Source organism: Paenibacillus sp. FSL R7-0345, from assembly GCF_038595055.1.
GTDB lineage: Bacteria > Bacillota > Bacilli > Paenibacillales > Paenibacillaceae > Paenibacillus_AQ.
Genome location: NZ_CP152002.1, coordinates 657,018 through 677,500 on the forward strand (window position 1 = coordinate 657,018; position 20,483 = coordinate 677,500).

General features: G+C 52.3%; 12 protein-coding genes, 1 rRNA gene and 3 riboswitches (1 of these 16 only partly in view). Of the genes, 12 read left to right on the forward strand and 1 reads right to left on the reverse strand.

Going from position 1 to position 20,483, the window contains the following annotated elements; translation table 11 throughout:
* Window positions 1-272 precede the first annotated feature (272 nt).
* Window positions 273-941, reverse strand: a complete 669-nt coding sequence (locus NST84_RS02875) for a DedA family protein (protein ID WP_342566334.1) — start codon at window positions 939-941, stop codon at window positions 273-275.
* A gap of 108 nt (window positions 942-1,049) precedes the next feature.
* Here NST84_RS02875 and NST84_RS02880 point away from each other — a divergent pair, with 108 nt between their 5' ends.
* From NST84_RS02880 to NST84_RS02935, 12 genes are all read left to right on the forward strand, one after another.
* Window positions 1,050-2,396 carry a polysaccharide deacetylase family protein gene (locus NST84_RS02880; protein WP_342564163.1) on the forward strand — a complete coding sequence of 449 codons (1,347 nt, stop codon included), beginning with the start codon at window positions 1,050-1,052 and terminating at the stop codon, window positions 2,394-2,396.
* A 161-nt stretch (window positions 2,397-2,557) separates the two neighbouring features.
* Window positions 2,558-3,943 carry a DUF58 domain-containing protein gene (locus tag NST84_RS02885; RefSeq protein WP_342564164.1) on the forward strand — a complete coding sequence of 462 codons (1,386 nt, stop codon included), beginning with the start codon at window positions 2,558-2,560 and terminating at the stop codon, window positions 3,941-3,943.
* 208 nt (window positions 3,944-4,151) lie between these two features.
* Entirely contained in the window at window positions 4,152-6,440 is a 2,289-nt protein-coding gene (locus tag NST84_RS02890; protein WP_342566335.1) for a transglutaminase domain-containing protein, read from the forward strand.
* A 418-nt stretch (window positions 6,441-6,858) separates the two neighbouring features.
* A complete protein-coding gene (gene guaA / locus NST84_RS02895; protein ID WP_342564165.1) occupies window positions 6,859-8,397 on the forward strand; it encodes a glutamine-hydrolyzing GMP synthase in 1,539 nt (512 codons plus the stop codon).
* A gap of 214 nt (window positions 8,398-8,611) precedes the next feature.
* A riboswitch (purine riboswitch) is annotated at window positions 8,612-8,711 on the forward strand.
* Window positions 8,712-8,836: 125 nt separating this feature from the next.
* A complete protein-coding gene (locus tag NST84_RS02900) occupies window positions 8,837-10,237 on the forward strand; it encodes an NCS2 family permease (protein WP_342564166.1) in 1,401 nt (466 codons plus the stop codon).
* Between the two features lie 176 nt (window positions 10,238-10,413).
* Entirely contained in the window at window positions 10,414-11,997 is a 1,584-nt protein-coding gene (locus NST84_RS02905) for a glycosyltransferase family 39 protein (protein ID WP_342564167.1), read from the forward strand.
* 170 nt (window positions 11,998-12,167) lie between these two features.
* Window positions 12,168-15,989, forward strand: a complete 3,822-nt coding sequence (locus NST84_RS02910) for a glycosyltransferase family 39 protein (RefSeq protein WP_342564168.1) — start codon at window positions 12,168-12,170, stop codon at window positions 15,987-15,989.
* A 167-nt stretch (window positions 15,990-16,156) separates the two neighbouring features.
* Window positions 16,157-17,134 carry a glycosyltransferase family 2 protein gene (locus tag NST84_RS02915; protein ID WP_342564169.1) on the forward strand — a complete coding sequence of 326 codons (978 nt, stop codon included), beginning with the start codon at window positions 16,157-16,159 and terminating at the stop codon, window positions 17,132-17,134.
* Complete coding sequence (locus tag NST84_RS02920) at window positions 17,124-17,525, forward strand: GtrA family protein (RefSeq protein ID WP_342564170.1); 402 nt, start codon at window positions 17,124-17,126, stop codon at window positions 17,523-17,525. The genes NST84_RS02915 and NST84_RS02920 overlap by 11 nt, the downstream gene beginning before the upstream one ends.
* 52 nt (window positions 17,526-17,577) lie before the next feature.
* Window positions 17,578-18,228: a class D sortase gene (locus NST84_RS02925; RefSeq protein WP_342564171.1), complete on the forward strand. Its 651-nt coding sequence runs from the start codon at window positions 17,578-17,580 to the stop codon at window positions 18,226-18,228.
* Between the two features lie 122 nt (window positions 18,229-18,350).
* Window positions 18,351-18,431: riboswitch (cyclic di-GMP riboswitch) on the forward strand.
* A 72-nt stretch (window positions 18,432-18,503) separates the two neighbouring features.
* A riboswitch (cyclic di-GMP riboswitch) is annotated at window positions 18,504-18,584 on the forward strand.
* A 13-nt stretch (window positions 18,585-18,597) separates the two neighbouring features.
* Window positions 18,598-19,407 carry a transglutaminase-like domain-containing protein gene (locus tag NST84_RS02930; protein ID WP_342564172.1) on the forward strand — a complete coding sequence of 270 codons (810 nt, stop codon included), beginning with the start codon at window positions 18,598-18,600 and terminating at the stop codon, window positions 19,405-19,407.
* 420 nt (window positions 19,408-19,827) lie between these two features.
* A 16S ribosomal RNA gene (locus NST84_RS02935) occupies window positions 19,828-20,483 on the forward strand; it runs 892 nt beyond the window's last position.

Consider the following 20,483-nt stretch of genomic DNA (forward strand, 5'->3'; position numbering starts at 1 on the left):
CGGGAATGAGAGGCAAAAATGCCCTTGAATTAGGCTCATACGGTGAAATGGCTGAAATCAGAGGCAAAAATGCCTCTGATTCTGGATAACTCTGCAAAAAGGGGAGGAGGGAGCATATTGTTAGTTGTGCGCAGAAAACAGTAGGGTGCAGGGTGAGGCCAGGACATAACATTTTAACAAGCGCAGAAGTCTGGTCTGTATTCTGCAGCCGCTGCGTTTAACGGGAGATGCCCAGCGCAGGGCTTTTTTTTGCTGAATAAATGGATCCGGTACTAGCGTTCTTTAGACGTTTCTCTCTGTTTGGTTTTCAGTTCAAGCTCAGGACTGCGCCGGAATACGCGTACAGCCAGAAAGCGCCGGTAGCGGATCAGAATAATCAGAGCGGCAAGTGCGGCAACACCCGAGACAATCCAGAGCGCGTACAGTTCAAACAGGTGGAAGATGCCCATCCACTGCGGTCCGAACACTTTTCCGATACCCAGAAACAGGATAACCCAGATCAGGGCGCCGCCATAGGCGTACAGAGCGAATTTCCGGAAAGGCAACGCGATAATACCGGCAAAATAGCCGGTAAAATGCCGGACGCCGGGAATAAAATATCCGATGGAAATCAGGAAGCTACCGTAACGCTCGAACCAGTGCTGCGTCTTTTCCAGCTTGGCCGGCGAGAACAGAAACCATTTGCCGTAGCGCTGGATAAAGGGAAGCCCTGCTTTTAGCCCGATAAAATAAGTGATGGTCATGCCTGCAGTTGTTCCTGCAAAAGCAACCGCAACCAGAGTCGGGAAATCCAGCCTTCCGGTGTAGGAGAGGAATCCGGCAAAGGCCATAGTGGTTTCCCCCGGAAAGGGCAGGGCCACAAATTCCAGCAAAAGCCCAAAGAACAGCACATTATAGCCATAGTCGGCGAACAGCTCCTGTATCCACTTCAGCATTTCCATAATAAAGTCACTCTCCAAAGGCAGCGCGCCTAATTCTATTTCCAAGCTTGTCTTCATACAATCTACCAAATGGTTGTCAAAGCCAATAGAATGCTGGAGGTAGAGAAGATGAAGGGTAGCAAAAGAACCCTGATCCGCCGGAATATGATCCGCGGGCTGGTTGCTATGGCTGTTGCATTATGTGTTTTGACAGGTTGGGGTGTAGAGTCCCTTCCTGAGCAGAAGGCTGCCCCTCTGCAGGCAGGTGGAACCATGCCTGTTCTCTCTAAGAATAATCTTCCGGCTGCCGTGACGCAAGATTTGAGCGCTCCGGCTGTGAAACAAGACGGCACTATGGTAGTTGCTGCAGTACAGCAGGTGAAGACAGTTGCGGTACAGAAAACCAAACAAAAGACAGAGCAAAAGACAGTGTACCTTACCTTCGATGATGGTCCCAGCAATATAACACCTGCTGTGCTGGAGATTTTGCGGAAGCAGAATGTAAAAGCAACTTTCTTCGTGCTGGGGCAGCAGGCAAAAAGCCATCCTGAGCTTATTAATGCCATCTGGGAACAGGGGCATGTCATCGGCAATCATACCTATAATCATAATTACCATGATTTATATAGCGGATTCACAGAATTCTGGAGCCAGATCAAACAGACAGAGGAGGTGGTTCGGGAAATTACAGGAATCCGCCCTCAACTGGTACGGGCTCCGGGCGGTACATACGGGCATTTTGACGCCACTTACTTCGAGCTGTTAAAAGAGGCAGGATACACCGTCATGGACTGGACTGTGGATAGCGGGGATTCCAAACGTAAGGGGGTGCCGGCTGCAGAAATCCTGCAGGAGTCGGTATCGCTGCAGGGTTCACGGATTATTCTCCTGCTTCATGACGGTGCGGGTCATGCAGAGAGTGCGAAGGCACTGCCGGAGATCATTGCCCGGTACAAGGCTGCAGGCTACAGCTTCGGTGTGCTGGATGCAGATCAGGAGCCGGTGCAGTTCAGAGTGTCAGCTGCTGCGGCAGCGGCAGGGCGGAGCAAGCCGTCTGCAGCCTGGATTGCCTCTAATATTATGCCGAATGCAGGGCTGTTTGGGCCGGGCAAGCCGCTGATTCTGGAGGTGGGCAAGCTGGAGGCGAAGCTGGACCCGGGGGAATTCCGGATCAGCAAAGGCCAATATATAGTTCCGCTAAGGGCGGTTATTGAGCGGTTAGGCGGCAGGGTCGGCTGGGATACGGCCAGCCGCAGCGGAAGGGTCTACTGGAACGGCCGTGAGGTGAGCGCAGATGCCCGGAATAAGCGGCTTACCCTGACCTCCGGTGACGGAACGCTTGTTACGAGGAGCTCGGATATACAGATGATCGGTTCTTCCCTGTGGCTTCCGCTTCGTGATCTGCTTGAGGAGGCGGGGCATCCTTTACTGGAGGTTAAGGTAACGGCAGAGGAGCGGAGGGTGAAAGCGTTTTAAGCATCTGAAAGGTAAAAATGATCGGTGGATGCAAAAGACTTCAGGGGTTTGGGCACCCTTTTTCGTGGGAAGAATAAACAATAGTAGGCTCTTATGCATTGCACTTAAATAGTGCTGCTGCATCCATAGGGCTATTCTATGACCACGAAGGAAGGGTGCCGATGTCCTCTTCATCACTAATGGAACCAACGCCTGAAAAGCGTAAGCTGCACGAACGTTCTTCTGATGTCCAAGGCCTGCTGTTCCGCCGGAGCCGCAGCATTGCAGCGGAGTGGCTCCGGATGCTGGCAGTTATCCTTGTTCTCGGAGTCTTATATTTCTGGCGGGGGGGTGCCTCGCTGCTGTTCCTGCTGATTGTCAGCGGCTTGCTGGCGGGCGGGGGACTGCTGCTGCAGGCTTTCGGGCCGCGGCGGTTCAGGATTACCCGCAGCATCACCCCGAGCCGTCCGGTAGCCGGGGACAGCCTGCTGATTGAAGTGCAGGTCAGTTTTGCGACCAGGCTTCCGCTTCCGTGGATGATCATTACGGATTATTGGGGCGGAAGCTGGCATCGGGAGCTGCTGTTTCCCGGCTTCCGGCGTTCCTTCCGGTATTCCTACAGGCTTCATGAGGTACCGCGCGGCATTCATCAGCTGTATGGCAGCCGGATCACCTGGGGAGATCCGGCTGGGCTTTTTACCGGCGAAAGCCGGGTTGAGGGGAAGGACAGCCTGAAGGTGCTGCCCAAACCGCTTTATACCGGTGCAGCTCTGCCGGAGAGCAGCCGCAGCATAGAAGATATGCTGTTGAAGCGGGGCCGTACCGGCGGGGAAGCGGCAGATATCCGTAATTATGTACCAGGTGATCCGCAGAACCGCATTCACTGGAAGAGCAGTGCCAGCAAAGGCACCCTGCAGAGCCGGATACCGGATAAGGAGGAAGGGCGGATGTCCTGCATTGTGCTGGCCAACTGTCCGGAGAATTATGAGATTCCCTCTGGCGCCTTGTTGCCGCGCAGCCAGCGGGATAAGGCAGATCCGCCCTTTGAGCGGGCTGTATCCGCAGCGATGGGACTGATGCTCTCTGCCGAGCGCAGCGGGGCGTACGTCCAGCTGTTCACCGGAGGCTGGCCGGAAGGGATGGCCAGGCATGAAGGGCTCGGCAAAATCCCCGGCAGAGTGCAGGATATGCTTACGGAAATTACGCCCTGCGGAACACGGAGTCTCAGCAGGCTGCTGGAGGATGCATCACAGCACTGGATTCCCGGGATGACGGTTGCCGTTATTACCGGCCGGCTGGAGGAAGAGGCTGCCCGTACGCTTGCCCGGTTTTTGATGCAGGGGATGAAGGTGGAACTTTACTATGTCTGGGATCAGCCCGCACCGCAAGCGGAAGGGGCTGCAGCTGACCGGCGGACTGAAGGTTACAAGCCGCCTGCGTCGGGGACCATCAGCGGCAGCCTGGCCCGGCTGGGAGCAAGGGTATACTGCCTGGATTATCCGGCTGCGCCAGAATGGAGGAAGGAGGGGAAGGGAGATGAAATTCCGGGGAGACCCACACTGGGGTAGTCTGCCGCAGGATTCTGCAGTCATCGCCGAACCCTCCTCTCCCGGCTTCTATGGAGAGGGTCAAGGCCTGCGGACAGTCCCGGCCTTTGCATACCGCCCGGCAGCGCAACTAACGGAGAACAGCCAGACCAGTAACGGAGGCAGCAGCCCCCTGTACTACCGTCTGCTGTTCTCTTTGGCTATTATGGGCATGTTCGTCAGCTGGCTGATGCCGCTGCATCAGTCGCTGCCGGCTGCGGATACGCTAGAACTGCTGGAGCTTCTGATGCTTGCTGCAGGCGCATTGCTCCTGTGGGGCAGCTTCCGGGTTCCGGCTGTTTTGCAGATCTGGATCCAGTTTGTCCTGATTGCCTTAACCTGGTACTCGGCCTGCAACAGAAACGAAGGCCCGGGATGGCTTGCGGCATACGCATCGGGAATTCCAGCGGATGCTGCGCAATTATTTACCGGTAGAGTGTCAGGGCTCAGCGAGGACAGCCGGCTGCTTATTCTGGTTCTGGGCTGGGGCCTGCTGGTTGCATCCGTACAGCAGCTGGCGCTGTACAGAGGGACTACCGCCCTGTTTACGGCAGTGACTGCTGTTTATCTGCTGGTGCTGGATATCATTTTTGGTATGAATACAACCGGTTACATGGTGGCATCGGCCGTACTGATTCTCTGGATGCGGGGGCTGGCGGGCCTGCAGCAGCTCAAGGAGCAGACAGATCAGAGAGGACTGCCGTATTACCGCTGGGCAGGCTTTACGCTGCTCGCCGCAATCCTGCTGGCGGCAGCGGCCTGGACAGGCACTGTGTTGTACAGTGCGCGTCCGGCTGCACCCGTTACGCTGCAGCCGGTCATGGAACAGCTGCAGTATTGGGCTGAAAGGGGGATTTCAAGCCGGACAGCAGGTGGAGAAGCTGCAGCCGGCACCGCGGGAACGACCGGGTATGGAACCGGGGAAGGGGAACTGGGAGCACCGCTGACTCCGGGGACTGCACCGGTTTTTACAGCAATTACCAGCCGCCCGGTATACTGGCGGGGAGAGAGTCTCGCCTATTATGACGGCCGCCGCTGGATCCGGGAGGGCATTTTGTACGAGCCCCTTAATCTGACGCATCTGCCTTCAGAGGAGATGTCTGCGGAGCTGGCTGCTGCAGATTCTTCCGGCAGCCGGATACTGTTGCAGCGGATCGAGCTTGCAGATCCGGCTTCCGGCGGACTGCCGCTGTTTAGTGCAGGAATGGCAGCTGATGTGGGGCCGGTGGAGCTGACGGATGGAAGCAGGCTTGGTTATGTGCTGACGAATCCGGAGAAAAACCGTTTCCGCCTGCCGGTAACCTCCGGTTCAGCCGCAATCCAGGCTTATGAAGTGGAATCGCTGCTGCCGGAGAATGATCCTGCAGTACTGCGCGAACGGAATGAACAAGATCCGGAGGCAATTTCCATTCAATATCTGCAGCTGCCCTCGAATCTTCCGGAACGGGTCACTGCACTCTCGGCAAAGCTTACAGGAGGAGCTGAAAACCGGTATGACGCTGTTACTGCAGTCCGGAACTACCTCAGCAGCAGCTATTCCTATACGCTGGATACCCGGATTCCGCCGGAAGGGGCGGATTTCGTAGATGATTTTCTGTTCACCGCGAAGCAGGGCTACTGCGTCCATTTTGCTTCGGCGATGACAGTGCTGCTGCGCAGCAGCGGCATCCCGGCCCGTTACGTGCAGGGCTATGGGCCCGGCACTCCCGAGCGCGGCGGCCATCTGCCGGCACGCTACCAGGTCACCCAGGCTGATGCCCATGCCTGGGTGGAGGTATATTTCCCCGGCGCAGGCTGGGTCGCCTTCGACCCTACGCCGGGGGCGGGTTTGGCCGCCGCAGGTCCGGCGGCAGCTCCTGCAGCGGCGCTGGTTCCCGCGCCGCAGAAAGCGTCCGCGCGCAGCGCCGCGGACGCACTGCCCGCCCTGCCACAGGCGGGCGGGACCCCGGCGCCGCCCGCTGCCGCGGCGGCGCTGGTGCTCGCCGCCGCCTGGCGCTGGCGGCGGAGCCTGGCCCTGCTGCCGGCGCTGCGCCGCGGCAGCAGGGGCCGGGAGCGGCAGCTGCGCGCAGCCGCGCTGGCCTGGCGGGGCTTGGCGGCCCGCTACGGTGCGCCGCCGCCGGGATTGACGGCCAGGGAGTACGCAGCCTCCCTGGCGATTGAGGACGTGCGGCTGCGAGCCGCGGTCCGGCAGTTCGTACGCCAGTGGGAGACCCTGGCGTACAGCGCAGCCGCACCCGCCGTCCCTGCATCACCCGCCGCGCCTGCGCGTCCGGTTTCTGCGCCGCGTGCTGCGCCTGCCGTCCCTGCATTACCCACAGCACCCGTTCATGCATTACCGATCACGCCGCCGCATTCGGGTTTAGCCTCACCCGCTGCGCCCGCAGCTCGCATCACGGCGGGTCAGCAGACTGCCGGATCATCTGAGCAATCCGCTGATTTTATAAGCCAGTGCCTTATTATAACCTTCCGGCTGGCATGATGACTCCACTGGAAAGAGGGCAAACTTGCTTTACTGTATTCTGTACAACTAAAACGCCTGTTTTTTTGTACTGAGAGCACTTTAGCTGTATTTCGTGCAATTAAAAGACTCAAAAGGGCTTGATTTAGCCTTTCCGGCCTACTTTAGTTGCACGGAGTACACTTATCTGAGTAAAGAGCAGCCTTATGCGTTGTTTAATTGTACAAACTGCAACTAAAGCTCTAAGCCTCGCCGTAACCGGAAAAACGGGTCTGGACGACTTTTCCAGACAGGGCCTCCGGTTCTTTCTATTCTGCTGAAGCTCTTTGCTGCTGCCGGACTTTACTGCCCAAAAGCGCGCAAAAAGCCTGCCCGCCTTTCCTTGACGGTAAGAATTAACCATGAGTATAATGAATCCAATAATCAAGGGAGGCACGTAATGAACAAGCCAAATGAAATTATCGTCGTTCTCGATTTTGGAGGACAATATAACCAACTTATCGCGCGCAGAATCCGGGACCTGGGGGTATACAGCGAGCTTCTGCCGTACAATACGCCAATTGAGAAGATTAAGGAGCTTTCACCTAAGGGGATTGTTTTCTCCGGCGGTCCAAGCAGTGTATATGCTGAAAATGCTCCGCATGTTGATCCGGCTGTCTATGAGCTGGGATTGCCGATTTTCGGGATCTGCTACGGCATGCAGCTGATGGCCCAGCAGCAGGGCGGCAAAGTTGAACGTGCAGCCAAGCGCGAATACGGCAAAGCGGACGTAGATTTCCAGCCGGGTTCGGTGCTTGCTGCAGGTCTTGACGGCAGCCAGACCGTATGGATGAGCCACGGTGACCATGTCGTTGAGCTTCCGGGCGGATTTAAGCTGGATGCCGGTACCGAGAGTGCTCCAATCGCGGCAATGAGCAATGACGAGAAGAAATTTTATGCCGTGCAGTTCCATCCGGAAGTGCGCCACTCAGTGAACGGCAATGAAATGATCTCGAATTTCCTGTATGAAGTTTGCGGCTGCGAAGGCAACTGGACAATGGAATCCTTTATAGAAGATGCCGTTAAGGATATCCAGGATAAAGTCGGCGACAAAAAAGTACTGTGCGCACTGAGCGGCGGCGTAGATTCCTCCGTTGTAGCGATGCTGATTCACCGGGCAATCGGCGATCAGCTTACCTGTATGTTCATTGACCACGGTCTGCTCCGTAAAGGTGAAGCTGAGAGCGTAATGGAGACGTTTGTCGGCAAATTTGATATTCATGTCGTAAAAATTGATGCGCGCGAGCGTTTCATGAGCAAGCTGGCCGGCGTATCCGATCCAGAGCAGAAGCGCAAGATCATCGGCAACGAATTCATCTATTGCTTCGACGAAGAATCGGCCAAGCTGGGCGACTTTGCCTTCCTGGCTCAAGGTACGCTGTATACAGATATTGTAGAGAGCGGAACCGCAACTGCACAGACCATCAAATCGCATCACAATGTCGGCGGTCTGCCGGAAGACATGAAGTTCAGCCTGATCGAACCGCTGAATACCCTGTTCAAGGACGAAGTCCGCAAGCTGGGTGAAGAGCTGGGCATGCCGCATGCAATTGTATGGCGCCAGCCATTCCCGGGTCCGGGTCTTGCTATCCGTGTACTGGGTGAAGTTACAGAAGAGAAGCTGCAGATCGTTCGTGATTCCGACTACATTCTGCGTGAAGAAATTGCCAAAGCCGGTCTGGATCGTGAAATCTGGCAGTATTTCACTGCACTTCCGAACATGAAGAGCGTAGGTGTAATGGGTGACGAGCGTACTTATTCCTACACCGTAGGTATCCGCGCCGTAACTTCCATCGACGGAATGACGGCTGACTGGGCACGTATCCCTTGGGATGTGCTGGAGAAAATCTCCGTCCGCATCGTCAACGAAGTAGATAACGTCAACCGGATCGTGTACGACATTACTTCTAAGCCGCCAGCGACTATCGAGTGGGAATAGGATAAAATAAATAAGTACTCTCTTTTATCTGCGTTGTTCAGCAGACAGAAGAGAGTATTTTTTGGTTAACTGTTTTTAGACTTCCTAAAAAGCTGATGACCACCGTACACCACATTCATAAAAACGCCTCATTTACGAACATTAACGAAAAGATTACAGACAATGTTCGTATTTACCATTGACAAGTTATGTGAGTTACACCTAAAATAAAAAAGCGTTGAGCAACAAAATTATTCGTATAATTCCGGGAATTGGCCTGGAAGTCTCTACAGGGTCACCGTAATGACCTGGCTACGATTAAAAAGAGCGATTCCATAAGAACCTTCGGCTGTGAGGCTGGAGGGAGATGAGGGACCTTCTCTTTTTTCGGGCCGGTGTCGATCAGATACCGGCTTTTCTGTGGGCTCATACACAACATACACCTTAGGGGGAGAATCAATTGAACCGCTTTTTCAAATTGAAAGAAAACGGCACTACCGTACGCACAGAGATCATGGCCGGTATTACTACCTTTATGGCAATGGCCTACATTCTGTCGGTTAACCCGGGTACGCTGACCGCCTTTGGCCGCATCGACATGGGCTGGTATTCCGTATTCCTGGCTACAGCGCTGGCAGCAGGTATTTTCACAATTGCCATGGGTTTGTTCATTAATTTCCCGGTTGCGCTGGCACCTGGTATGGGTCTTAATGCATATTTTGCTTCCGTAGTACTCGCTTCACAGACTACTGATCACCCGTTCACCTGGCAGATGGGTCTGACCGCCGTATTTATTTCCGGTCTGATCTTCATTCTCCTTACGGTTACCCGAGTCCGGCAGATATTGCTTACCGCGATTCCGGACAGTCTGAAGCATGCAATCACAGTCGGTATCGGTCTTTTCATCACGATCATCGGCCTCAAGAACAGCGGACTGATGACTATCGGCGTTGAAGCCGGCAGCGACATTCCTGCTAACAAATTTACAGACGTGCTGTCCTTCGAGACGGTCATTCATATGGGCAGCCTGGAAAACACGAATGTTCAGCTCGTTATTATCGGCCTTCTGCTGATCGCTATCCTGATGGTGCTTCAAGTGCGCGGGGCAATCCTGTTCGGTATTCTTGGTACAACGCTTGTGGCTATTCTGATGGGTGCCGTTGATTTCAGTTCGCTGAGCAGCCCGCAGACGCCTTGGGTTCCGGATTTCACACAGCTGAACTTTATGGAATTTGACTGGGACGGCATCATGCACACCGGTATTGTATCCGCAATTGCCACCTTTACTTTTGTAGAGCTGTTTGATACCTTTGGCACACTGGTAGGTACTGCTGAGCGTGCTGGCATTATGAAGAACAAAGAAGAAGGTAAGAAACGTGTCGGAAATGCAATGTTCGTAGATGCTATCGCTGTAACAGGCGGCGCTATGCTCGGTACTTCCACTACTACTGCTTATGTAGAGAGTGCTGCCGGCGTTGCTGAAGGCGGACGCACAGGTCTGACTGCCGTAACTACCGGTGTCTGCTTCCTGCTTGCATTGTTCCTGGCCCCGGTTGTTGCCCTGATTCCAGGCTCGGCTACTGCTGCTGCCCTGATCGTTGTGGGTGTGCTTATGGCCCAGTCGATCCGCGAAATTGATTTTCAGGATATGGTTTATGCTATTCCAGCCTTCCTGACCTTTGCGATTATGCCTTTCACGTACAACATTGCTAACGGGATTTCGTTCGGTATCGTTACTTATGTAATTCTGGCTTGTGTAGCCAACCTGGCCGGCAAAAAGAAATATGATATTCACTGGATGATGTGGGTGCTGGCGGTTCTGATTGTTATGCGTTATATATTCTTCGGCAGCGCAGGCTAAGAACAACTCCCTTTACCCTTTTAATAGTACAGGATGACGGCTCCTTCAGAGATGAGGGAGCTGTTTTTTGTATATTCCGGCTTTCCGGTTCTTTTTGGTCTATTCCTGAACAAAGGACCGTCCCGGTCTTTCCATCATCCGGTATTTAGATTATATTGTTGAAGAGGTGATGTAAGTTGTCAGGCATCCTAAACAGGATCGTTAACTCCTGCAAAAGCAATCCCTGGCCGCTGCTGCTGTTCGTGCTGGGGGCAATTGTACGAATAGTATACATAGGCTCGGTTCCGCCCGGCTTGAATCAGGATGAGGCTTCCATCGGCTATGATGCTTACGCCATTCTGCATTACGGGATCGACCGCAACGGTGTTCATCTGCCAGTCCATCTTATAGCCTGGGGCAGCGGGCAAAATGCATTATATGCGTACCTGTCCATTCCTTTTCTGCTGCTGTTCGGCCTGACTCCGCTGTCGGTAAGGGCGCTGAGCGTTTTTATGGGGCTGGCCGGAATGTTTTTCTTCTATTTGATAATGAAACGGTTGTTCCCTTCCAGAGCGGCAGGCATAGCTGCCATGTTCTTTATAGCCATTAACCCGTGGCATATTATGATGTCGAGGTGGGCGCTGGAGTCCAATCTGTTCCCGACACTGATTCTGATCGCGGTGTACTGTCTTTTACGTTCAGTCCAATCTGCGGATTCCCGCTGGACCTATGCCTTTACGGCAGTATTGGCTTTATCCTTGTATGCATATGGGACTGCCTATTTCTTTGTTCCTGTATTTGCTGCGGGAACGGCAATTCTTCTATTATATTGCAGGCTAATCAGAGTGCGCACGCTGCTGTGGAATGCCCTGCTATTTGTATTGCTGTCCCTGCCCATATTATTATTTATAGTAATTAATCATTACGAAGACCTGCAGGCCATCACTACGCCGCTATTATCTGTTCCGAAGCTCACTACGCCGCGGGTGGAGCAGATCTCCTCTGTTTTTGGCGGAGAGCTGCTCCAGACAGCCGCAAGTAATTTACGTGAATTCATATCCATCCTCTGGAGCGGGAGCGACGGTCTGCCATGGAACTCTATTTCCTGGTACGGCTATGCTTATCCGCTTGCGCTGCCGTTTGCGCTGACCGGGCTTCTTGTGATGATCCGGACAATGTGGAAGAACCGGCGTAAAGAAGCGGAACAGGGAGTTATTTTACTGTGGCTGCTGTCAGCCGTGCTGATGGCTTTTATCACTACGGTGAATATTAACCGGATCAATATTGTATTCTATCCGCTGGTTATGCTCGTGGCGGCCGGCTTCATCTGGCTCTATTCCAAAATAAAGCCGGCAGGTATTCTCGCCGCTGCTGCCTTTGCCGTAATGTTCGGCTCCTTTATCGGCGAATATTTCGGTGACTATCCGGCCAGAATCGGTCCGAGCTTTTATGAATCAGCGGGCGAAGCCATACATTATGCTTCCGGAAACACCACCGGAAACATCTATGTAACAGATGAAATCAATATGCCTTATATCTACGTGCTGTTCTATGAGAAGATTAGTCCGCATGACTTCCAGGATTCGGTTGTATACGTTAATCCCGGCGGTGCTTTTCAGCAGGTCGCAGCGTTTGGCAGATACAGATTCGGCAGACCGGATGTATTAGAAGCTAATTCAGCTTATGTTATCAGTAATCATTCCGGGCTGCCGGCAATAGCCGCAGGCAATTATTCCGTGCAGCAGTTTGCCAACTATACGGTTATTATCACCGGCGATTAGGCTACAGAAGCGGATTCCGTGCGTTCTGCAGGAAATGAACTGAACAACGGAGCTTTGAGGGTACTATCAGATTGTTTTGCCGGCTGTTGCCCTGAACGAGGGGATCAGGCGGAAGCTAGTATAACCGGCGGGAACGGCTGGATTAACATTGATGAGGTGAGGTTGGAACGATGATCAAACATCTACGCACGGCCGCAGTCTTTATGTTCATGCTGCTGATGTTCGTACTTCCGGTAACAAGTATTTATGCAGAGGGCAATCTGCTGCAGAATCCGGGCTTTGAAGACGGGGAGGATGGAGCACCGGCGGGCTGGACCAAGGATGCCTGGATTGCCGGAGACGGCTCAGGTATTCTGTCCGTTCAGTCCGAGGAGGTTCATTCCGGCAGCAAAGCTGCGGTTATCGAGAACCTTGAACCGAATCATCTGAAATGGATTCAGGCTATTACCGTAACGCCGGACAGCTATTATAAGATTTCAGGTTATGTCAAAATTGCCAGCGTAGCCGGTGAAGGCCTGGGCGCTAATGTGTTCCCGGTTGGGGTAGGCGGCGGTTATCCGGCAACAACAGATACCGGCGGAGACTGGCAGTACCTGGAGTTTATCGGCCAGACCGGGAATGAACAGACTGAGCTTACCGTTGGAGCAGCTCTTGGCGGTTACGCCAGCCTTATTCAAGGCAAGGCTTACTTCGATGACCTGTCTGTAGAGCAGCTGGAGGCTCTGCCCGAAGGGGCAAGCTTCATCTCGCTGGATGCCGCAGCAGCGGCTCCTGCCGGCAATGATACTGCTGAATCGGTACCCCATAAAGTATCGCCGGCCAAAATCCTGCTGATCTCGGCTGTATTCAGTGTCTTTTTTGCCCTTCTATATAATAGAGGATTACGCAGCAATAAATTGCTGGCCCAGCCGGATGCAATGTATACGAGATGGCTGTATATTGCATTCGCCGGCGCGTTTATCCTGCGCATCTGGATCGGGGTTACCGCGCAGGGCTATGAGAATGATATGAATACCTTTATAGCCTGGGGACAGCGTCTTGTTGATAAAGGACCAGGCGGATTCTATGAGGAGGGTTATTTCGCGGACTATCCGCCAGGCTATTTGTACATATTGTATCTGCTGAGCGCGGTCCGCAGCCTGTTCGGTCTTACGCACGGATCGGCAGGGGAAATGCTGCTCTTCAAAATGCCGGCAATCCTCTCAGATCTGGTGCTCGCCGGCCTCATTTACAAGATTGGACGCAAGAAGCTCGGCGGCGGAATGGCTATCGGCCTGATGCTGCTCTACCTGTTTAATCCGGCTGTGCTGATGGATTCAGCCGCCTGGGGCCAGGCAGATTCCTTCTTTATGATCTTCCTGCTGCTCAGCATTATGGGGGCTGCTAACAAAACCTTTGTCCGCTCAGCCATTTTCTTCGCCATTGCCGTGCTTGTTAAACCGCAGGCGCTGATCTTTACCCCTGTCCTGATGTTTGCCTTTTATCATCACCGGGCCTGGAAGCAGCTTGCCCTCGGAGCCTTATACGGGCTGGGGATCTTTGCCCTGCTGGCGGCCCCGTTCTTCTGGAACAACGGCGGCTTCATCGGGCTGATTGATCTGTACAAAGCCACCTTATCGTCTTACCCGTATTCCACGGTTAATGCGTTTAACCTGTACGCACTCACAGGCCCGATGTGGTCGGCTATGGATGTTACATGGCTGGGCATTACGTACCGCGTCTGGGGTTTTGTTTTCATCCTGGCTGCTGTAGCAGCCGCAACGTACTATTCATTCCGCAAAGACCGCAAGGACCTGTCTAAATCGTATTTTATCGCCATCGTGCTGATTGCTGTCGTATTTGTCCTGGGCACCAAGATGCATGAGCGTTATATTTATCCGGCTCTTATTCTCTGCTTATTCAGCTATATGGAGAGCAGGGACCGCCGTTTCCTGACGTTGTTCCTGGGCTTTACGCTGACGCAATATATCAATGTCGGCTATACACTGGCTCATCTCAATGCCGGCGGCAACCCGCCGACGGACGGCATTGTGCTGGTTACGTCGATTGCCAATCTCGGGTTGCTGGTCTATACGCTGTATACCGGGTATATGGTATATATCCGCAAACAGATCAAGATGCTGGCACCTCCGGATACAGATGCAGAGAAATATGCTGCGGATCTGGTGCTTGCCGAAGGCATCCGCCCGCTGGAGACCAAGGCCAAAGCCAGGTTCAGACTCCAGCGGAAGGACTGGATCTGGATGCTTGCCATTACGGCAGTCTACACAGTCATTGCACTGGTGAATCTCGGTTCAACCAAAGCGCCGGAAACCCTATGGGAGCCTGCAGCCAGCGGTGAAAGCTTCTATGTTGACCTTGGCCAGAGCAGGCAGCTGGAGAGCGTAAATATATTCGGCGGTGTAGGTACAGGCAAGTTCAAGCTCGAATTCAGCGAGACTCCTGATGTCTGGGGCAGCCCTCTGGATGTGAGCGAGGATGTCGGCAATGTCTTCATCTGGAAAAGCCAGCCGTTAAACGTAGCTGCAAGATATGTGAAGCTGACCGTTACCACGCCGGGCTTCACGTTGAATGAGATAGCCTTCTATGAACAGGGGGGAGGCAGAACGCCGCTTCCTGTAGCCGGTGTAACGCCGGATGCTGCAGCGGCAGCCAAAAGAGGCGGGCCGGCCAACCTGTTTGACGAGCAATCGCTCGTTCCCGAGTATTCGAATTTCATGAACAGTACCTATTTTGACGAGATTTATCACGCCCGTACTGCGTATGAGCATTTTCACGGGATTGTTGCCTATGAAAATACCCATCCCCCGCTCGGTAAAATCCTGATTGGAGCAGGAATGGAGCTGTTTGGCGTCAATCCGTTCGGCTGGCGGATTATCGGCACCCTGTTCGGGGTTGCAATGCTGCCGCTGATCTATATGATGGGTCTCCGGCTGTTCGGCCAGACCCGGTATGCTGCGCTTGCGGCGGGACTGTTCGCGCTGGATTTCATGCATTTTACCCAGACGCGCATCTCTACGATCGACGTGTACGGTGTATTCTTTATTATGCTGATGTTCTATTTCATGCAGCGTTATTTTACAATGAATTTTTACCGTGTTCCGCTGCGCAAGACCCTGGTGCCGCTGTTCTGGTCAGGACTCTTCTTCGGGATCGGAGTCGCTTCCAAATGGATCGTGCTCTATGGCGGGGCCGGACTGGCGGTAATGCTTGCATTGTCACTGTTTGACCGCTACAGGGAATACCGGGCAGCAGGACGTATGCTTGCTGAAGGCAAGCTGGGCGACCAGGAGATCAAGACAGCCTGCCGGACAGCCGACAGCTCCTTCTGGAAGAACACGATCATCACACTGGCCAGCTGTGTTGTTTTCTTTGTGATTATTCCTGTTATAGTGTACAGCCTGTCCTTTATTCCGGTGCTGTCTGTTACCGCAGAAGGTTATACTATTAAGGGACTTATTGATGCCCAAAAGAACATGTATAACTACCACAGCCAGCTTGTAGCTACGCATCCGTTCTCCTCCTCCTGGTGGGAATGGCCGTTTATGAAGCGTCCGGTCTGGTTCTTCAGCGGCGGGAATGGGCTGCCTGAGGGTCAGGTGAGCAGTATTGTTACTATGGGGAATCCGCTGATCTGGTGGACCGGAATTTTCGCAATGCTTGGCACAGTATGGCTTACCATCAGACGTAAAGAGAAGAGCTTGTACATGCTGTGGATCGCCTTTTTCTCACAATATGTGCCTTGGATGCTTGTTCCGCGCGAGACGTTCCTGTATCACTATTTTGCAATGGTGCCGTTTATGATCCTGGCGATTGTCTATATAATGAAGCTGCTGGACAGCAAGTTCCCCGGAGCTTCCAAAATCCGTTATGCTTATGTGGCCGCAGCGGCCGTACTCTTCATTATGTTCTATCCGGTTCTTTCGGGAATGCAGGTTAGTGCCGATTATGTAAATGTAGTGCTGCGCTGGTTCCCTTCCTGGGTGTTCTAGGGGCCGGCGGGCTAAGTAAACTAAGCACATGCTTCTGAAGCGAGTTTTATTGCGAAGCAGTTCAATGAAGTAAAGCTCCATAAAACTAAGCGTATGCTTTCGAGGCGAGTTTTGTACGAAGTAATACAAGGAAGCCCATGCTTACAAAACTTTTAGGAGGAAACAGGGTGAAAGCCAGATACAGTGTAGTTGTCCCGATGTACAATGAGGAGGAGGTCATTCAGCATACGTATGAGCGTCTGAAAAAGGTTATGGACGAATGCGGTGATTCCTACGAGCTGGTCTTCGTTAATGATGGCAGCCGTGACCGTACGGCTGAGATTATGCGCGGGATCAGCAGCCGTGACGAGCATGTTAAGCTGATTGACTTCTCGCGCAATTTCGGACATCAGATCGCAATTACCGCCGGGATGGACTATGCTGAAGGGCAGGCGGTGGTGGTTATCGATGCCGATCTTCAGGACCCGCCTGAGGTTATTCTGCAGATGATCGCAAAATGGAAGGAAGGCTATGAAGTAGTCTATGCCAAGCGGCTTAAGCGCCACGGGGAGACACTGTTCAAAAAGGTGACCGCCAAGCTCTTTTACCGTCTGCTGAGCAGTATGACAAGCGTTGAGATTCCTACTGATACCGGCGATTTCCGGCTGATTGACCGCAAGGTCTGTGATGTTCTGAGAGGGCTTAAGGAGAAGAACCGGTATGTCCGGGGACTTGTAAGCTGGGTAGGCTTCCGTCAGACGATGGTCGAGTATGTGCGGGAGGAGCGTTTTGCCGGTGAAACGAAATATCCGCTGAAGAAAATGGTCCGGTTTGCCTTGGACGGGATCACCTCCTTTTCACATAAGCCGCTCAAAATTGCATCCTACATTGGCTTTTTCCTGGCCTTTTCAAGCTTTTTATATCTGTTCTTCATCCTATTCCAAAAGCTGTTCACAACGTGGGCGGTTCCCGGGTGGACTTCCATTGTGGGCGTCAATCTGCTCTTCAATGGCATCGTGCTGATGCTGCTGGGGGTAATCGGTGAATATATCGGGCGGATCTACGATGAATCCAAGGACCGGCCGCTGTACATTGTACGGGAGACCAAAGGGTACGGGGATGAGGAGTATCCTGACAAGCGGGAAGGCAAGCGTTATGAGCGGTAAAAAGCTGAATGCGGGCTTTATCCAGTTCCTAAAATTCAACGCCGTAGGTTTGCTTAATACATTAATCGATTTTGCAGTATTTACACTACTGCACTCGCTGGGGATGATGAATGCTCCGGCGCAGGTTATTTCTTATAGTGCGGGGACAGCGAACAGTTTTTTTTGGAACAAGAAGGTGACCTTCAGTGACCGGGCGGCAGCTAAGGACGGTTCCGACCGGCTCCAGCTGGTGAGGTTTATCATCCTCAATCTGGCAGTGCTCGGCATTTCAGTACTGCTGATGCATTTTCTGACTGACAGCTTCGGGGTTCAGGTGCTTATAGCCAAGGTGCTGGTTACGTTTGTTACGGTGCTTATCAACTTTTTCGGAAGCCGGTTGTGGGTGTTCTAGGCAACCACCGGGATTGGGGCTGACCTGTTCAAAAATGTAAAGGGGGATGTTCATGCGCAAGTTTTCCTATCTAATTATATTGGCGGGCGTCCTTATTATGCTGTATCCGAAAGCGAATGAATGGTACAACGACAAGCAGCAGGCGAAACTGCTGGAGGAAGTAGAACAAGCCTACAGTGAGCTTACTCCGGCAGCTGAACCGGATCTGCAAAAGCCCTATGCTGAGGTGACCCAGCTGTTGGCCGAGGAGTCGGAACAGGAGGAAGAGGTCCAGCCAGCGGCTGAGCCGGCTGAAGAGATCGCAGTTGGCGGCAAAATCACCGGGATCATCACGATTGACCGGATCGATCTGAAGCTGCCTGTACTTGAAGGTGCGACAAAAGCGAATATGAAGCATGCTGCCGCCCATATGAAGGAGACAGCTCCGCTGGGTGAGGTGGGGAATGCAGCTATAGCAGCGCACAGATCCAGAACGGCCGGCCGGCTTTTTAACAGGCTGGATGAAGTGAAGATTGGAGATACAATCAAGATTAAGACAAGCGCAGAGGAGTATCAGTACGAAGTTTATGATATCTCTATTGTAGAACCGACGGACGTGTCGGTGCTGAACGGCAATGATAAGGACAAAATCCTCACTTTAATTACCTGCGATCCGCTTGTTAATCCGACTCACCGGCTGATTATTCATGCAAAGCTATCTTAGAATCAAAGAGAAAAAGGGATTCAGCGCGAAATATTAAAAAATTTATTGAAATATGCTGAAATTCTAGTAAATTAGGTCTTGTATCTAGGCGAATATATGGTAGTATATAACTATAAAAGCACGCACGATAACGGCAAACCTATCGAAAGGTAGGGACGCAAAGCTAAAGGGCCTTCCCGTAAGGATGGCAGCCAGCTACCGAATGAAGGGCTTTTTTTGTTGGCTATACGATCCAAAATCTAGCATTTTTGGTAGATTGAGAGAGATAAAGCTGCACACGATAACGGCAAACCTATCGAAAGGTAGGGACGCAAAGCTAGAGGGCCTTCCCGTAAGGATGGCAGCCAGCTACCGAAAGGAGTTTTATCCATGAAAAAATTTTACTTCATGCTGTTAACATTATTCGTAGTTGTCACTTCCGTTCAGACAAGCACTGCTTCAGCTGCTACTGCAGACTCAAGCTGGTTGAATACTTCCAAGCTCGATCAGGGCGTTGTTGCAGTATCCTATGATGTACCTGCTGACAAACGCATCAAAGTTATGATCACCAAGGGCGGTAACAGCTACACTTACAACCTGTATGCTTCCCAGTCGACAGAATCCTTCCCGCTGCAACAAGGCAACGGCACTTATAAAGTATCTGTTCTTGAGAACACAACCGGCAACAAATACAAAGTAGTAACTTCCGAAGATGTTGAGCTTAACCTTAGCAATGCTAACGCTGTATACTTGAGCTCCGTACAGAACGTTAAATGGACCTCTTCCGATAAAGCCGTACTGAAAGCTAAACAGCTTACACAAGGTCTGACTACAGACGAAGCTAAAGTAAAAGCGATTTATAACTACATCGTAGCAAATGTTAAATATGACAACACACTGGCTACAACAGTAACGCAGGACTATATTCCTAATAACGACAATACATTGCTCTCCAAAAAGGGCATTTGCTATGACTATGCTTCCCTGTTCGCCACTATGCTTCGCAGTGAAGGCATCCCTACTAAATTGGTAATGGGTAACACCAGCTATGTTTCGACATACCACGCCTGGAACGAAGTTCTGCTGAACGGCAAATGGGTAACAATCGATACTACTGTTGATGCAGGTCTGGCTAAGAACAATAAAGATGTTGGCCTTACTAAAGTAGCAAGCAAATATAGCGCTGCTAAATTCTACTAAGAACGAAGAAAATATAGTGGTAAGAAGACGGACTGCTTATTTATTTAAGCGGTTTGTCTTTTTTTTGATTAAGGGGTTGCTTTTTGTCGGTAATGTGGGGTATTATAAGTGAACGTTGTTACAGCGCGTCAAGGTTTAGCTGAAATTGACTGAAAAAGACATTTCAAAAAAAGCTTGCGTTTCTGAAACAAACGTGATATATTATAAGAGTTGCTGACGACGAGAGCGTAGGAGTCAACGACGAGCTTGATCTTTGAAAACTGAACAACGAGTGAGTATCGGAAATCACTTCGGTGAGATCCAAAGTAGAGAATGTAAATTCTCGTCAGATGTTTCAAAATGAGCAATCGCTCTTTTCGATAGTTTTCGGATGGTTATTTCCTCGGAGTAATTCGGGTGTGGTAACTACTCGGAAAAACCTTATTGGAGAGTTTGATCCTGGCTCAGGACGAACGCTGGCGGCGTGCCTAATACATGCAAGTCGAGCGGAGCTTATCCTTCGGGGTAAGCTTAGCGGCGGACGGGTGAGTAACACGTAGGCAACCTGCCCCTTAGTCTGGGATAACTACCGGAAACGGTAGCTAATACCGGATAATTTCTCTTTTCGCATGAGGAGAGAATGAAAGGCGGAGCAATCTGCTGGTAAGGGATGGGCCTGCGGCGCATTAGCTAGTTGGTGGGGTAACGGCTCACCAAGGCGACGATGCGTAGCCGACCTGAGAGGGTGAACGGCCACACTGGGACTGAGACACGGCCCAGACTCCTACGGGAGGCAGCAGTAGGGAATCTTCCGCAATGGGCGAAAGCCTGACGGAGCAACGCCGCGTGAGTGATGAAGGTTTTCGGATCGTAAAGCTCTGTTGCCAGGGAAGAACGTCCGGTAGAGTAACTGCTACCGGAGTGACGGTACCTGAGAAGAAAGCCCCGGCTAACTACGTGCCAGCAGCCGCGGTAATACGTAGGGGGCAAGCGTTGTCCGGAATTATTGGGCGTAAAGCGCGCGCAGGCGGCTATTTAAGTCTGGTGTTTAAACCTTGGGCTCAACCTGAGGTCGCACTGGAAACTGGGTGGCTTGA

Coding starts and splice junctions, on each gene's coding strand:
- NST84_RS02875 (WP_342566334.1), bottom strand. CDS start 941: ATGGAAATGCTGAAGTGGATACAGGAGCTGTTCGCCGACTATGGCTAT.
- NST84_RS02880 (WP_342564163.1), top strand. CDS start 1,050: ATGAAGGGTAGCAAAAGAACCCTGATCCGCCGGAATATGATCCGCGGG.
- NST84_RS02885 (WP_342564164.1), top strand. CDS start 2,558: ATGTCCTCTTCATCACTAATGGAACCAACGCCTGAAAAGCGTAAGCTG.
- NST84_RS02890 (WP_342566335.1), top strand. CDS start 4,152: ATGCCGCTGCATCAGTCGCTGCCGGCTGCGGATACGCTAGAACTGCTG.
- guaA (WP_342564165.1), top strand. CDS start 6,859: ATGAACAAGCCAAATGAAATTATCGTCGTTCTCGATTTTGGAGGACAA.
- NST84_RS02910 (WP_342564168.1), top strand. CDS start 12,168: ATGATCAAACATCTACGCACGGCCGCAGTCTTTATGTTCATGCTGCTG.
- NST84_RS02920 (WP_342564170.1), top strand. CDS start 17,124: ATGAGCGGTAAAAAGCTGAATGCGGGCTTTATCCAGTTCCTAAAATTC.
- NST84_RS02925 (WP_342564171.1), top strand. CDS start 17,578: ATGCGCAAGTTTTCCTATCTAATTATATTGGCGGGCGTCCTTATTATG.
- NST84_RS02930 (WP_342564172.1), top strand. CDS start 18,598: ATGAAAAAATTTTACTTCATGCTGTTAACATTATTCGTAGTTGTCACT.